This window comes from Burkholderia semiarida (genome assembly GCF_029268935.1).
GTDB classification, from domain to species: Bacteria; Pseudomonadota; Gammaproteobacteria; order Burkholderiales; family Burkholderiaceae; genus Burkholderia; species Burkholderia semiarida.
The window spans coordinates 203,310-217,374 of sequence record NZ_JAHLCL010000001.1 but is presented as its reverse complement, the minus strand read 5'-3'; the positions used below and the strand labels follow the sequence as shown (position 1 = coordinate 217,374).

General features: G+C 67.6%; 11 protein-coding genes. 7 read left to right on the top strand and 4 right to left on the bottom strand.

Going from position 1 to position 14,065, the window contains the following annotated elements:
• Nucleotides 1–57: 57 nt before the first annotated feature.
• Entirely contained in the window at nt 58–1,578 is a 1,521-nt protein-coding gene (locus tag KPB06_RS01005) for a peptide MFS transporter (RefSeq protein WP_104013327.1), read from the bottom strand.
• 497 nt (nt 1,579–2,075) lie between these two features.
• Between KPB06_RS01005 and KPB06_RS01000 the strand changes: the two genes are divergently transcribed.
• The 7 genes from KPB06_RS01000 (at nt 2,076) to KPB06_RS00970 (ending at nt 9,965) form a co-directional block, all read left to right on the top strand.
• Nucleotides 2,076–2,654, top strand: coding sequence for a cupin domain-containing protein (locus KPB06_RS01000; protein ID WP_011548888.1), 579 nt, complete (start codon nt 2,076–2,078; stop codon nt 2,652–2,654).
• Nucleotides 2,655–2,832: 178 nt separating this feature from the next.
• Nucleotides 2,833–4,449, top strand: coding sequence for a peptide ABC transporter substrate-binding protein (locus KPB06_RS00995; RefSeq protein WP_124658194.1), 1,617 nt, complete (start codon nt 2,833–2,835; stop codon nt 4,447–4,449).
• An 11-nt stretch (nt 4,450–4,460) separates the two neighbouring features.
• Nucleotides 4,461–5,399, top strand: coding sequence for an ABC transporter permease subunit (locus KPB06_RS00990; RefSeq protein ID WP_059581735.1), 939 nt, complete (start codon nt 4,461–4,463; stop codon nt 5,397–5,399).
• Nucleotides 5,400–5,412: 13 nt separating this feature from the next.
• Complete coding sequence (locus tag KPB06_RS00985) at nt 5,413–6,315, top strand: ABC transporter permease (protein ID WP_059644373.1); 903 nt, start codon at nt 5,413–5,415, stop codon at nt 6,313–6,315.
• 2 nt (nt 6,316–6,317) lie between these two features.
• Nucleotides 6,318–7,310, top strand: coding sequence for an ABC transporter ATP-binding protein (locus KPB06_RS00980; RefSeq protein WP_226223484.1), 993 nt, complete (start codon nt 6,318–6,320; stop codon nt 7,308–7,310).
• On the top strand, nt 7,307–8,329 hold the full coding sequence (locus KPB06_RS00975) for an ABC transporter ATP-binding protein (RefSeq protein WP_059581742.1): 1,023 nt from the start codon (nt 7,307–7,309) through the stop codon (nt 8,327–8,329). Before KPB06_RS00980 ends, KPB06_RS00975 begins: the two co-directional genes overlap by 4 nt.
• 163 nt (nt 8,330–8,492) lie before the next feature.
• Complete coding sequence (locus tag KPB06_RS00970; protein WP_059581745.1) at nt 8,493–9,965, top strand: OprD family porin; 1,473 nt, start codon at nt 8,493–8,495, stop codon at nt 9,963–9,965.
• Between the two features lie 54 nt (nt 9,966–10,019).
• On the opposite strand, the gene KPB06_RS00965 is transcribed toward KPB06_RS00970, so the two are convergent.
• From KPB06_RS00965 to KPB06_RS00955, 3 genes are all read right to left on the bottom strand, one after another.
• Nucleotides 10,020–11,012, bottom strand: coding sequence for a DedA family protein/thiosulfate sulfurtransferase GlpE (locus KPB06_RS00965; protein WP_059581748.1), 993 nt, complete (start codon nt 11,010–11,012; stop codon nt 10,020–10,022).
• A 154-nt stretch (nt 11,013–11,166) separates the two neighbouring features.
• On the bottom strand, nt 11,167–11,436 hold the full coding sequence (locus KPB06_RS00960) for a hypothetical protein (RefSeq protein WP_059581751.1): 270 nt from the start codon (nt 11,434–11,436) through the stop codon (nt 11,167–11,169).
• A gap of 272 nt (nt 11,437–11,708) precedes the next feature.
• The gene (locus KPB06_RS00955) at nt 11,709–14,054 is read right to left on the bottom strand and encodes a phosphocholine-specific phospholipase C (RefSeq protein WP_275905270.1); all 2,346 of its coding nucleotides are present in this window, start codon (nt 14,052–14,054) and stop codon (nt 11,709–11,711) included.
• Nucleotides 14,055–14,065 lie beyond the last annotated feature (11 nt).

Genomic DNA, 14,065 nt, shown 5'->3' with positions numbered 1-14,065 from the left:
CGTTCGCGTTTCTGGCGGGAGAATGTGGCGTGCACGCCGCACGCCGAGGGATAGTCCTTACTGCGCGGCGGCGGCGGCCTGCGCCTGCAGCGCTTCTTCGCGGCGCTCGTCCGTGCAGCGCTGATGCTGGCGCGACAGGCGGTTCATCAGCGGCAGCAGCAGCAGCGCGAGCAGCATGCCGATCGCGGCGAGCCAGCCGAGCTTCTCGAACAGCGACAGGTAGAGCGGCAGCGATTCGGTGGCCGGCAGGTCGTGCGACGGCATCTGCGCGAAGTTCGCGACGACGCTGCCCAGATACTGCGACACGCCCGTCGCGACGAAATACGCGCCCATCATGAAGCCGCTCATGCGCGCCGGCACGTAGCGGGCGATCATCGCGAGGCCGAGGCCGCTCACGAGCAGCTCGCCGAGCGAGTACAGGCCGTAGCCCCACACCATGAACCACGACGACACGCGGCCGTCGACCGCATAGCGGCCGCTGATCGTGAACACCAGGTAGCCTGCGGCGACCGCACCGAAACCGAGCGCGTACTTCGCGGCGACCGGCAGATCGCGCCCGCCCTTCGCGACGGCGTTGTAGACCCACACGAGCACCGGGCTCAGCAGCATGATCCAGATCGGGTTCAGCGCCTGGAACTGCGCGGCGCTCCACGTGAACAGCGTCGTGCCGAACAGCATGAAGCGCGGATCGACGTTGCGCAGCGCGAACAGCGTCAGCGACGTCGACATCTGCACGTAGAAGATGAAGAACAGGATCACCTGGCCGATCAGCACGAGCGCCGCGATCAGGCCCGCGCGCTCCGAGCGCTCCGACTTCGCGATCATGTACGCGAAGATCGCGAGGATCGCGAATGCGGCCGTCCACACGCTCGCGACCGCGAGTTGCTTGTGCTGCAGCACGTACAGCGTGACCAGCGCGAGCGCGACGCCGCCGGCCGCGACCGCGCCGAGGCGCTTCCAGCGGATCGGCTCGTCGTCCGGCTGCGAGCCGACGTGCGCGAGCGTGCGGTGCATCAGCATGAAGTTGAGGATCGCGAGCAGCATGCCGCCGCAGCAGACCGCGAACGCGGTGTGCCAGCCCCAGTGATCCTTGATCCACGGCGTCGCGAGCATCGACACCGTCGAGCCGATGTTGACCGCCATGTAGTAGATCGTGAACGCGCTGTCGATGCGCGCGTCGTCGCCTTCGTAGATGCGGCGCACGAGGTTCGCCGCGTTGGCCTTGAACAGGCCGTTGCCGACGACGATCACGCCGAGCGACGCGTACATGTACGCCAGGTGATCGTTCGGCACCGCGAGCATCAGGTAGCCGGCGCACAGCACGGACGCGCCGATGATCATCGTGCGGCGCGCGCCGAGCACCTTGTCGCCGATCCAGCCGCCGATCGACGGCGCGGCGTAGACGAGCGCGGTGAACGCCCCCCAGGTCAGGTTCGCGTGGCTGTCGGTGAAGCCGAGCCGGTCGACCATGAAGAGGACCAGGAGCGCGGCCATGCCGTAGTAGCCGAAGCGCTCCCACATTTCGATGAGGAAGACCGTCGTAAACGATCGGGTCTGTGAAACAGGTGCTTGCATCATCAATCTCGTTTGAAACGGACGGCGCGGATCGCGCGTCGCCTTGGGGTCGAACTGGCGCCGGAGCACGGTGGCCGGGTAGGCTTGGCGTCGGCGATGGAGCAGTCGGGCGGTTAGCCCGGGCCGGGGTCGAACTCCGCGTTGGAAGGCGGAGCAAGCCCCCGACCGGCGCGCGAATGGTAACGTTTGCCGGTCCGGTGCGTCGGGTCCGCGCCACTTAGGGAAACTCCCGATATGGCAGCAGCTTTCAGGAACATTTGTCTCATCATCTACTTGTAAGCTTCGCGACCGTTCTCCGCAAATTCCCGGAGAGCCGCTTGCAGCTTGCCTGTGAAGCCGGCGAGTCTGGCAAGATAGCGCGTCGTTTCGCTCGCTTCGGCCCCTGTTTAGTGCACCGGGCTCAACGCCGAAAGCGTGTACGAAACCGAAGATTAAGCTATCTCTAATTAACTTAGTTACTTTCCATCAAACATTTTTTGACGACCACTTTTCGGCCTGCTATGGTTCCCCCCACTGAAAACTCGCGATCGGCAGACGCTGTCGCACTGGGCAGCAAGATTCGCGCGTTGCGCCAACGTCTGAAGCGCACGCTCGACGACACCGCTACCGCCGCGGGGATTTCGAAGCCGTTTCTGTCTCAAGTCGAGCGCGGGCTCGCGTCGCCGTCACTGACGTCGCTGGCCGGTATCGCCCACGCGCTCGGCGTGACGGTGCAGTACTTCGTGGATACGCCGAGCGAGGAACGCTCGGTGTGCCGAGGCGATCAGTTGCGCTTCTTCGGGTTTGCCGATTCGGCGAACCTGTTCGCGCGACTGACGAACGTGTCCGAAGGGCGCCAGTTGGAGGCGATCCTCGTGAGGATGCCGCCGGGGCAGAAGCGGTCGGAGGTGACGACACATGCAGGAGAGGAGTTCCTGTACGTGATTGAAGGGGAAGTGTCGCTGACGCTGGAAGGCAAGACGTTCGTCCTGCAGGCCGGGGACAGTTCGCACTATCAGTCGACGGTGCCGCACAGCTGGGTCAACACCGCGAAGATCGAGTCGGTGGTGGTCTGGGTCGGTACGCCGCGGCTGTTCTAACGCACGGGTATTCCTTCGTTTCTTCGACGGGATGCCCGTCGAAAGAAATGCAAGGAATACTAACATGCAATACGAGAACCACGGGCCTCCCCGATCGCTGCACCCGTCAGCGTCTCACGCGTAAGCCGCGGCATCCGCCGCGCGACGCCCACCGAACCACCTTCTCAAGACCGCCACGATGAAATCCTTGCATGCCATGTCGGCCGTGCTGGCCGCGCTCGCCCTGACGACGCCCGCCGCCCACGCCGTGACCGTTCCGTCCAACGTCGCGCTCGCTCCCCAACAGGACCTCACGCGCCAGGTGCCGGCCGAAGTCGAGTCGCTCGACCCGGCGCACATCGAATCGTGGACCGGCAACACGATCGGCCTCGACCTGTTCGAAGGGCTCGCGCGCATCGACGCGGCCGGCCAGATCGTGCCCGGCGTGGCGCTGTCGTGGGAACGCAAGACGCCGCAGACATGGATCTTCAAGCTTCGCCACGACGCGAAGTGGAGCAATGGCCAGCCGGTGACGGCCGCCGATTTCGTCTACTCGTGGCAGCGTCTCGTCGATCCGAAGACGGGCTCGAAGTACACGATCCTCGTCGAGTTCATCAAGAACTCGAAGGACATCATCGCCGGCAAGGCCGCGCCGTCGACGCTCGGCGTGCGTGCGGTCGACCCGTACACGCTGGAAGTGACGACCGACGTGCCCGTCGCGTTCTTCCCCGAACTGACCGCGATGGCGCCGCTCGCGCCGGTGAACAAGGACGTGGTCGCGAAGTTCGGCGACGCGTGGACGCGCCCGGGCAACATCGTCAGCAACGGCGCGTACCAGCTCGCCGACTGGCAGCCGAACAACCGCATCGTGGCGACGAAGGACGCGAAGTACTGGAACGCGTCGAAGGTCGTGATCAACAAGGTCACGTACCTGCCGATCGAAAGCGACGAAACCGCGATGCGCATGTACCAGGCCGGCCAGATCGACTACAGCTACTCGATCCCGTCGGGCATCTTCCAGCAGGTCAGCAAGCAGTTCGGCGGCGAGCTGCGCCAGGGCCTGCAGCTCGCGACCTACTACTACTACCTGAACAACAGCGACGCGGCGCTGAAGGACAAGCGCGTGCGCCAGGCGCTGTCGATGGTGATCGATCGCGACGTGCTCACGTCGAAGCTCACGCAGGCCGGCGAGAAGCCGATGTACGGGCTGATGCCGAACGGCACGAAGGGCGTGCAGCAGCCGTTCACGCCGGAATGGGCGGCGTGGCCGATGGCCAGGCGCGTCGCGGCCGCGAAGGACCTGCTGAAGCAGGCCGGCTACTCGGACGCGAAGCCGCTGTCGTTTACGCTCACGTACAACACCAACGACCTGCACAAGAAGGTCGCGCTGTTCGCCGCGTCGGAGTGGCGCACGAAGCTCGGCATCAACACGAAGCTCGAGAACGTCGAGTTCAAGGTGCTGATGAAGCAGCGGCACGACGGCAAGGTGCAGATCGCGCGTGACGGCTGGTTCGCCGACTACAACGACGCGATGACCTTCTTCGACCTGATCCGCTGCGGCAGCGCGCAGAACACCGTCGGCTACTGCAACAAGCAGGTGGACGCGCTCGTCGAGGAAGGCAACCAGAAGCTCGACGACCAGGCGCGCGCCGCGCTGCTCACGCAGGCGCACGACATGGCGATGAAGGACACGCCGATGGTGCCGCTGTTCCAGTATTCGGCCGACCGTCTCGTGAAGTCGTACGTGGGCGGCTATTCGCTGAAGAACGTGATCGACATGCGCGCCTCGCAGGACATGTACCTGATCAAGCACTGAGCGGAGCGATCATGCTGGCCTACGCATTGAGGCGCACGTTGTGGGCGGTGCCGACGATCCTCGCGGTCATCACCGTCTGCTACCTGCTGCTGCACTTCACGCCCGGCGGCCCGTTCGATACGGAGAAGCAGTTGTCCGCCGCGACGCTCGCGAACCTGAACGCGAAGTACCACCTCGACGAGCCGCTGTGGAAGCAGTACCTGCTGTATCTCGGCTCGCTGCTGCACGGCGATCTCGGCCCGTCGTTCCGCTACGTCGACTGGTCGGTCAACGATCTCGTGAAGAAGGCGCTGCCCGTGAGCCTCGGCGTCGGCGGCGTGTCGATCCCGATCTCGATCGTGCTCGGCGTGCTGCTCGGCACCGTCGCGGCCGTGCGCCGCGACAGCGTGATCGACCGCTTCGTGATGCTGATCGGCAACTTCGGCAACGTCGTGCCGCCGTTCGTGCTCGGCCCCGTGATGGTGTGGATCTTCGCGATCCTGCTGAAGACGTCGGAAGGCAACGGCTGGCTGCCGGCCGGCGGCTGGGGCGACGGCGGCTGGCGGTACCGGCTGCTGCCGATCGCGCTGCTGACACTCATCAACGTGTCGCTGCTCGCGCGCGTGATGCGCGGCTCGATGATCGAGACGCTGTCGAGCAACTACATCCGCACCGCGCGCGCGAAGGGCCTGCCGGGCTCGACCATCGTGCTGCGCCACGCGCTCAAGCCCGCGCTGATGCCGGTCGTGTCGCTATTCGGCACGGTCTGCATCACGTCGATCACGGCGGCCGTCGTCACCGAATCGGTGTTCGCGCTGCCGGGCCTCGGGCAGCTCGTCGTGAACGGTGCGATCAACCGCGACTACACGCTGGTGCTCGGCCTCGTCGTGCTGACGACCGTCTTCGCGGTGCTGTTCAACCTGCTGGTCGACCTCGCGTACGCGTGGCTCGATCCGCGCATCCGTTATTGAGCGAGGCACAGCGATGACCCCGACCACTCCCGTCGTCGGCCTGCCCGTGCAGACCGATTCGCCGCCGCGTTCGCGCTCGCCGCTCGAGCTGGCGTTCGCACGCTTCCTTCACAACCGTGCGGCCGTGTTCAGCCTCGTGCTGCTCGCGCTGATCACGCTCGCGTGCTTCGTCGGCCCGTGGCTGCTCGCGGCCGATCCCGCCGCGAGCGACTGGGCCTCGATCAGCCTGCCGCCGACCTGGGCGAACCAGCACTGGTTCGGCACCGACGAGCTCGGCCGCGACCTGCTCGTGCGCACGCTGATCGGTGGCCGCGTATCGATCGAGGTCGGCCTGCTCGGCACGCTCGTGTCGGGCCTGTTCGGCGTCGCGTGGGGCGCGACCGCCGGCTTCGCGGGCGGCCGCGTCGACGCCGTGATGATGCGCGTCGTCGACATGATGTACGCGATCCCGTACCTGCTGATCGCGATCCTGATGATGACCCTGTTCGGCCGCTCGTTCATGCTGGTCGTGCTGACCATCAGCGCGTTCTCGTGGATCGACATGGCGCGCGTCGTGCGCGGCCAGACGCTGTCGCTGCGCAACCGCGAGTTCGTCGATGCGGCGCGCGCGATCGGCGTGTCGCCGGCGTCGATCGTGCTGCGCCACGTCGTGCCGAACCTGCTCGGCGTGGTCGTCGTGTACGCGACGGTCTCGGTGCCGAACATCGTGCTCACCGAATCGGTGCTGTCGTTCCTCGGCCTCGGCGTGCAGGAGCCGATGACGAGCTGGGGCGTGCTGATCCAGGACGGCGCGCAGAAACTGGAATCGATGCCGTGGCTGCTGCTGGCCCCGGCCGTCATGCTGTGCGTGACGCTCTACTGCGTGAACTTCGTCGGCGATGGCCTGCGTGACGCGCTCGACCCGAAGGATCGCTGAAGATGGCCGCTCTATTGGAAGTTGAAAACCTCGGCGTGCGCTTCACGCGCAAGGATGCGCCGCCGATCGACGCCGTGAACGGCGTGTCGTTCTCGCTCGAAGCCGGCAAGACGCTCGGCATCGTCGGCGAATCGGGCTCGGGCAAGAGCCAGACCGTGATGGCGCTGCTCGGCCTGCTGGCCGGCAACGGCACGACGACGGGCGCCGCGCGCTACCGCGGCGACAACCTGCTCGACATGGATACGCGCGCGCTGAACGCGGTGCGCGGCGACCGCATCGCGATGATCTTCCAGGATCCGATGACGTCGCTCAATCCGTTCCTGACGATCGAGCGGCAGATGACCGAGACGCTGCAGCTGCATCGCAAGCTGTCGCGCAAGGAAGCGATCAAGCGCGCGATCGAGGCGCTCGAATCGGTGCGCATTCCCGACGCCGCGCGCCGCATCCGCATGTATCCGCACGAGTTCTCGGGCGGCATGCGGCAGCGCGTGATGATCGCGATGGCGCTCTTGTCCGAGCCGGAAATCCTGATCGCCGACGAGCCGACCACCGCGCTCGACGTGACCGTGCAGGCGCAGATCATCGACCTGCTGCGCGAGCTGAACCGCGAGCGCGGCACCGCGATCGTGCTGATCACGCACGACATGGGCGTGGTCGCCGGCCTCGCCGACGACGTGATGGTCATGTACGCGGGCCGCACCGTCGAATACGCGCCGGCCGACTCGATCTTCGCGGCGCCGTCGCATCCGTACACGATCGGCCTGCTCAACGCGCTGCCGCGCCTGACCGATGCGGACGATGCGCCGCTCGTCGCGATTCCCGGCAACCCGCCGATGCCCGGCACCGCGCCGGCCGGCTGCGCGTTCGCGAAGCGCTGCACGTATGCGGAAGAACGCTGCGGCGCCGAGCGCCCGGCGCTCGTAACCTATGGCGCCGAGGGCGCGGTGCGCGCGTGCCACCGGCCCGTGGCCGATCTGATCGGAGGTCTGCGATGAGCGTCGATGAACGCCGCCAAGCCGGCGCGACGGACGACACGCTGCTGTCCGTCGACAATCTGAAAGTGCATTTCCGCGTGCCGCTCGGCGGCTATCCGTGGTCGCCGAAGGGCACGCTGCGCGCGGTCGACGGCGTGTCGTTCGACGTCAAGCGCGGCGAGACGGTCGGGCTCGTCGGCGAATCGGGCTGCGGCAAGTCGACGCTCGCGCGGGCGTTGATCGGCCTCGTGCCGATGACGGCCGGCACCGTGAAATGGCGCGGCCAGGCCGTCGCGCCCGATCACCTGCGCGGCACCGCGATGCGGCGCGAAGTGCAGATGATCTTTCAGGATCCGCTCGCGTCGCTCGACCCGCGCATGACGATCGAGCAGGTCGTCGCGGAGCCGCTCGTCACGCATCACGCGGGCCTCGGCCGTACCGAAGTGCGCCGCCGCGTGATCTCGATGCTCGAACGCGTCGGCCTGAACGCGCATCACCTGCTGCGTTATCCGCATGAATTTTCCGGCGGGCAGTGCCAGCGCGTCGGCATTGCGCGCGCGCTGATCAGCGAGCCGAAGCTCGTGATCTGCGACGAACCGGTATCGGCGCTCGACGTGTCGATCCAGGCGCAGATCGTGAACCTGCTGCGCGATCTCCAACGCGAACTGTCGTTGTCCTATCTGTTCGTCGCGCACGACCTGGCGGTGGTGAAGGCCATCAGCCAGCGCGTGCTCGTGATGTATCTCGGCCGCGTGATGGAGTTCGGCACGCGGCATGACGTGTACGGCGTGCCGCAGCACCCGTACACGAAGGCGCTGCTCGATGCGGCGCCGACGCCGGAGCCGGCGCGCGAGCGTGCTCGCCGTCCGATGCTGCTGGCGGGCGAGATGCCCTCGCCGCTCAACCCGCCGTCCGGCTGCGCGTTCCGCACGCGCTGTCCGGTCGCGATCGACGCATGCGCGCGGGACGTGCCGCTGCCGGAAGTGCGGCAGGGGTCGGCGGCGCGCGTCGCATGCATCCGCGCGGGCGCGGCGTGCTGAAGTGACACAGCAAACATAACCAAGGCAGGTCAACAGGGGTAGGTGCGGCGCGAACGATCTTCGCACCGCGGGTACAGGCGCGTCCTTGGCGGGGCTCGCCGGGGGGCTGGGAGCGGATCGCGACCGGCGTGGACGATATCAACACAAGACGAGAATTATTACGATGAAAAAGCAGAAGACGATCGGGACGGCATCGAAGATGCTGCTTGCATGGGGACTGCCGGCGCTCGCCGGCGTCTCGCTGACGGGCGTCGCGCACGCCGACGACGCGGCCCCCGCGCCGCTGACGGTCGCGCAGGCCGCGCCTGCCGCCGGCTCGGGCGCGGCCGTTGCGCAGGCAACGACCCCGAACGCCATTGTCAATGCCGAGGCCAGCCAGGCCGTCACGCCGCCCGACGAGCCGTCGGCGCAGTCGAAATCGAACGGCTTCATCGCCGACAGCCATCTCGACTTCCTGTTCCGCAACTATTCGGACATCCTCGACAACAAGGGCGGGCCGCATCGCCATGCGTGGGTTCAGGGCGTGATGGCGAACTTCGAGTCCGGCTATACGGCGGGCCTGATCGGCTTCGGCGTCGACGCATCGCTGTACGCGGGCCTGAAGCTCGACGGCGGCGCCGGCGCGGGCAACATGGTGCACGTGGCGAAGGGCGGCGGCGGGTCGAACCAGCTTGCATGGGCGTACCCGGGCATCTACGACGTGAAGGCGCGCATCTCGAACACGGTGGTCAAGTACGGTCTGCAGGCCGTCGACAACCCGTTCATGGAGCAGCACGACAACCGCGCGCTGCCGCCGACGTTCCTCGGTGCGACGATCGTCAGCAATGAATTCAAGAACGTGATGCTCGAGGCCGGCAGCTTCACGAAGACCGACGCACGCGGCCATACGACGCTTACCAACCTGACGACGCAATACGGCGGCACGCGCGTGAACCGCCTGACCTACGTCGGCGGCACGTGGGACTACTCGCCGAACGGCGAGGTCGCGCTGTACGCGAACCAGGCCGACGACGTGTGGCACCAGTACTACGCGTCGGTGAAGCACAGCATCGGCAGCCCGCAGACGATCAAGTGGACCGGCTTCGGCAACGTCTACTCGACGCACGACACGGGCGACGCGCTGCAAGGCAAGATCAACAACAACGCGTACAGCCTGTCGCTGGCGGCGCAGCACGGCCCGCACGAGCTGCTGGTCGGCTTCCAGCAGGTGCTCGGCGACCAGTTCTTCGACTACCTGAACGAAACGAACGGCATCTTCCTGACCAACTCGATGGACGTCGACTACAACGCGCCGCACGAAAAATCGCTGCAGCTGCGTTACACGTTCTACGGCAAGGAAGCGGGCCTGCCCGGCTTCAAGGCGATGGTGTGGGGCGTGACCGGCTGGGGCGCGGACGGCAGCGCGGGCGCGGCGAACGACCCGAGCAAGTCGAGCATCTACTGGAGCAACGGCGCGCCGGTGCAGGGCCGTCACCACGAGTTCGGCTTCATCCCGTCGTACACGTTCCAGAGCGGCAAGCTGAAGAACACGAAGGTCACGTTCATCGCGATGTGGCACAACGGTTCGGCCCACTACTCGGACGCGACGAACACCGAGTACCGTCTGGTCGTGAACCTGCCGCTGCACGCGTTCTGACCGAAGGGGGCGCAAGGCCCCCTGTCTCGCACGGCCGGCCGGCGATCGATGCGATCAGGCCGGCTTGTGCCATCCCGCTACGGAATCGTTCGCGGCGGGCACCTCTTCCACGAGCGACGTTAGCTGGCGGCCCGTATCGCGCCACGCGTCGAGGCCGCCGCGCAATGCGAGCGCATCGGTGAAGCCTGCATCGAGCAGGCGCTTGGCCATCAGCGCGGCCGTCACTTCGTTCGGGCACGAACAATACACGACGAATTTCTGCGTGAGCGGATAGCGCGCGACGATGTCGCCGATCTGGCGCTCGTCGGCGAACTGCGCACCGGGAATCGTGAACGGGTCGAGCTTGCGGTGCTCGGGCGAGCGGACGTCGAGCACCACCGGCGCGGCGGCGTCGCGCAGCAGCATGTCGAGCTCGTCGACGCCGATCCGCGCGTTCGCGAGCTGGCGGATCAGCGCACGGCGGCGCATCCAGCGCACGGCCGCATAGACCGCGAGCAGCGCGACGATGACCAGCAGCACCGCGCGGCCGAGTTGGCTCGCGCCGGCGAACAGCCAGTCGATCTGCCGGTAGAACACGAGGCCGGCGCCCAGCCCGACGATCGTCCACAGCGCGGCGCCGAGCGCGTCGTAGCCGGCGAACGTGCGGTAGCGCGTGCCGAGCGCGCCGGCCATCGGCACCGACACGAGCGACAACCCCGGAATGAAGCGCGCGACCGCGAGCACGCGCACGCCGTAGCGGCCGAAGAAGCGCTCGGTCTTTTTCACGCAGGTATCGCGCGACAGCGACAGCCGGCAGATCGTCTTCAGCGTCGTGCCGCCGTAACGCCGCCCGGCGACGTACCAGACCGTGTCGCCGACCAGCGCGCCGAGCACCGACAGCGCCACGACCGTCACGAGTTGCGAGCCGATCATCGCCGGATGCATCGCGGACATCGCGCCGAACAGCACGAGCGTCGGCATCGCGGGCACCGGCAGGCCGATGGCCGCCGCGAGCACGTTGGCGAACACGAGAAGCGGCCCGTACTGGGCGACGAGGTCACGGAGCATGACGGCTGGCCGAAAAGGAAACGCGTGGGCAGGAAAGGCGGATGGGCCGATTATCGGCCTTTTTCAACGCGGCGGCGGGAATGATGCAAAGCGCCTGACGGCGGCAGGGGAATGTGGGTGAGCCGGCGCGTTGCACGCGGCTCACCGTTCGGAATCAGGAGGGCGTACGGGCGAGCGACGCGGCGCCGTGGTTTTCGCCGGGCAGCTCGGCGCCGTGCGAGCGGATCGCCGCGATCAGTTCGGCCGGGGTGATCTCGTAGCGAACCTCGCGGTGGATGCCGGGCTTGCGTTCGTCGACCTCGATCAGCAGCACGCTCTTGCCGTCGCCGGTGGCTTCGAGCCGGAGGGAGCGCAGTTCGCGGCCGTCGGCCGCGTCGTGTTCGGTGAGCAGGGTCATTGCCCCGGATGAGCCGGTAGTGCGCATCGAACCTATCCTCGTATCGTGTCGTGGATGCCGGAGCGGCAAGGATGTCTTTGTTGAATACGGCTTGACGCAGTTTAACGCGAACGGGCCGCGACACGGAGCATTTTCGTGGGCCGGAAATGAGGGCTACACCACCGATCCTTCTGATGTTTGAGCCGCGCCGGGCGGGCGTCTGCGCCGGATCGGCCCCGGCCGGAACCGGTACCCGAACGGCGTTCGCGGCCGCCCCGGCGCGGGCGGCGCGCGCCGCGCCGCGCGTCGCCGCGGTGGCGTCAGAAGCGGTCGGCGAGCCCCATCGCCGGGTCGCTGACCGAGTGGCGGCCGGTTTCGACGCGCCCGGCCACGCGGCGCGAGAAGCTCGCGTCGCTGTCGGCGGTGACGATGAAGTCGTACCAGTAGCCGGTCGAATCGAGCTTCCAGTGCAGTTCGGACTGATCGCCGGCGCGCACCGTGACGGTCCACGTGGTGCCGGTGCCATGGCCGTTGCCGTGACCGTGACCGTTTTCGTCGCCGTGACCATGACCATGGTCGGCGCTTGCGCCGCGACCGGACAGCGGCCCGTAGACCTGGTTCGACTTCACCGTGAAGCGCACCGTGCCGCCGCCGTCGTTGCGCAGCCGCAGGTGGAGGCTGCCGCTCGCGCCCGCATAGCCGACGCGCACTTCCGGGTGCGGCGCGCGCGCCCCGGCCAGGCGGCTCAGATCGCCGGTGAAGCGGCGGTGATAGCCGTTCGGGCCGAGCACCCACAGGTCATATTTACCGCCGTCGTCCGCGCGCGCGGCCCAGTCGCCATGCAGCGTCTTGCCCGGCTCGACGACGTAGCGCCGCGGAAGCCGGTCGAGGTGCAGCTTGTCGTAGACGTGAAACACGGCGGCCTCGCGGCCGGTGTTCGCGAACTTCAGCGTGACCGTGCCGGCGGCGGCATCGGCGCGCGCGCTCGCGTGCAGCTCGTACGGCAACGCGCGCGACGGGCGCACGCCGGTCGCCTGCGCGGGCAGCGCGGGCGTGGCGGGCGGCACGATCTTCGGCGCGGTTTGCTGCGCGGCGCTCAGCGCATCGGCCTGGCTTTTCGTCGTGCGGCCCGCGAGCGTCGGCAGCGGCTCGTCGTTCGGCGTGCGGAAGTTGAACGCGCTCGTCAGGTCGCCGCACACCGCGCGGCGGTACGCGCTGATCTGCGGCTCCGCGACGCCGAAGCGCTTCTCGAGGAAGCGCAGCGTCGACGTATGGTCGAACACCTGCGAGTTGACCCAGCCGCCGCGGCTCCACGGCGACACGATCCACATCGGCACGCGCGGGCCCGGGCCGTACGGACGGCCGTCGCTGGCCGGCTGGCTCGACGTGGCCGGCGTGAAGTCGTGGTACTCGACCGCGACGTCGGCGGCCGACAGCGTATGGCCGCCCGCGAGCGTGCCGTCGGCGTTGCGCGACGGCACGGCCGGCGACGGCATGTGGTCGAAGAAGCCGTCGTTCTCGTCGTAGTTGACCAGCAGCACGGTCTTGCTCCAGACCTCCGGGTTCGCCGTCAGCGCGTCGAGCACGGCCTGCACGTACCAGCCGCCCTGCGCGGGGCTCGACGGCCCCGGGTGCTCGCTGTACGCGGACGGCGGGATGATCCACGACACTTCCGGCAGCTTGCCGTTGCGGATGTCGTCGCGCAACGTTTCGAGGAAGCCGTATGGCATCGTGTTGCCGAACCCCTTCGCGAGCGGGCTCAGCGGATCGTCGATCGCCGGATCGTAGAACGCGCCGGCCGCCGTCACCGGCTGCGTGATGTCGGTCGACGCGACGTACGTGGGCCGGCGCGCGGCCGGCATCTGCTCGATCGCCGCGCGCCAGTGGCGGAAGCTCATCATCTCGTTGCAGCCGAAGTTGTCGATCAGGCTCTGGTAGACCTTCCAGCTCACGCCGGCCTGTTGCAGCCGGTCGGCGTACGTCGTCCAGGTCCAGCCCTGGCTCGACGGGCCGATGTCGTTGCCGCCGTTGAACTGGTTGTTCAGCGCGGCGATCTTCACGCGGCTGCCGTCGGCCGGGCTGATGCCGTTCGGGCCGTTGGTGCCGCTCCAGTAGAACAGGCGGTTCGCGATCGTGCCCGTGTGCATCCCGCAGTGGTAGTGGTCGCACAGCGTGAACGCATCGGCGAGCGCGCGCTGGAACGGCACTTCGGCCGCGTCGTAATAGCCCATCGACAGCGGCGTCTTGGTGTCGGGCCAGCGGTTCATCCGGCCGTGATCCCACGCGGCCTGCGCATCGGCCCATGCGTGCGGCGTGCCGCCCGCGCGCTGCGCGTTGCCCTGGCGCGCGTCGAGGTGATACGGCGTCACGGTCGCGGCGGGCGTCACCTTCGTGTACGACTGGTAGAACACGTCGCGACCGTTCGGCGACGGCACCGCGAAGCGGTCGCCATAGCCGCGCACGCCCTTGAACGTGCCGAAGTAGCTGTCGAACGCGCGGTTCTCCATCATCAGCAGCACGACGTGCTTCACGTCCTGGATGGTTCCCGTTTCGTGGAAGGCGGGAATGGCGAGCGCGCGGCGAATGCTCGGCGGAAACGCGGACAGCGCGGCGGCGGCGAGGCCGGAACCGGCGGTCTGCTGAAGGAATTTGCGGCGTGACGTCATGGCGTTCGGAT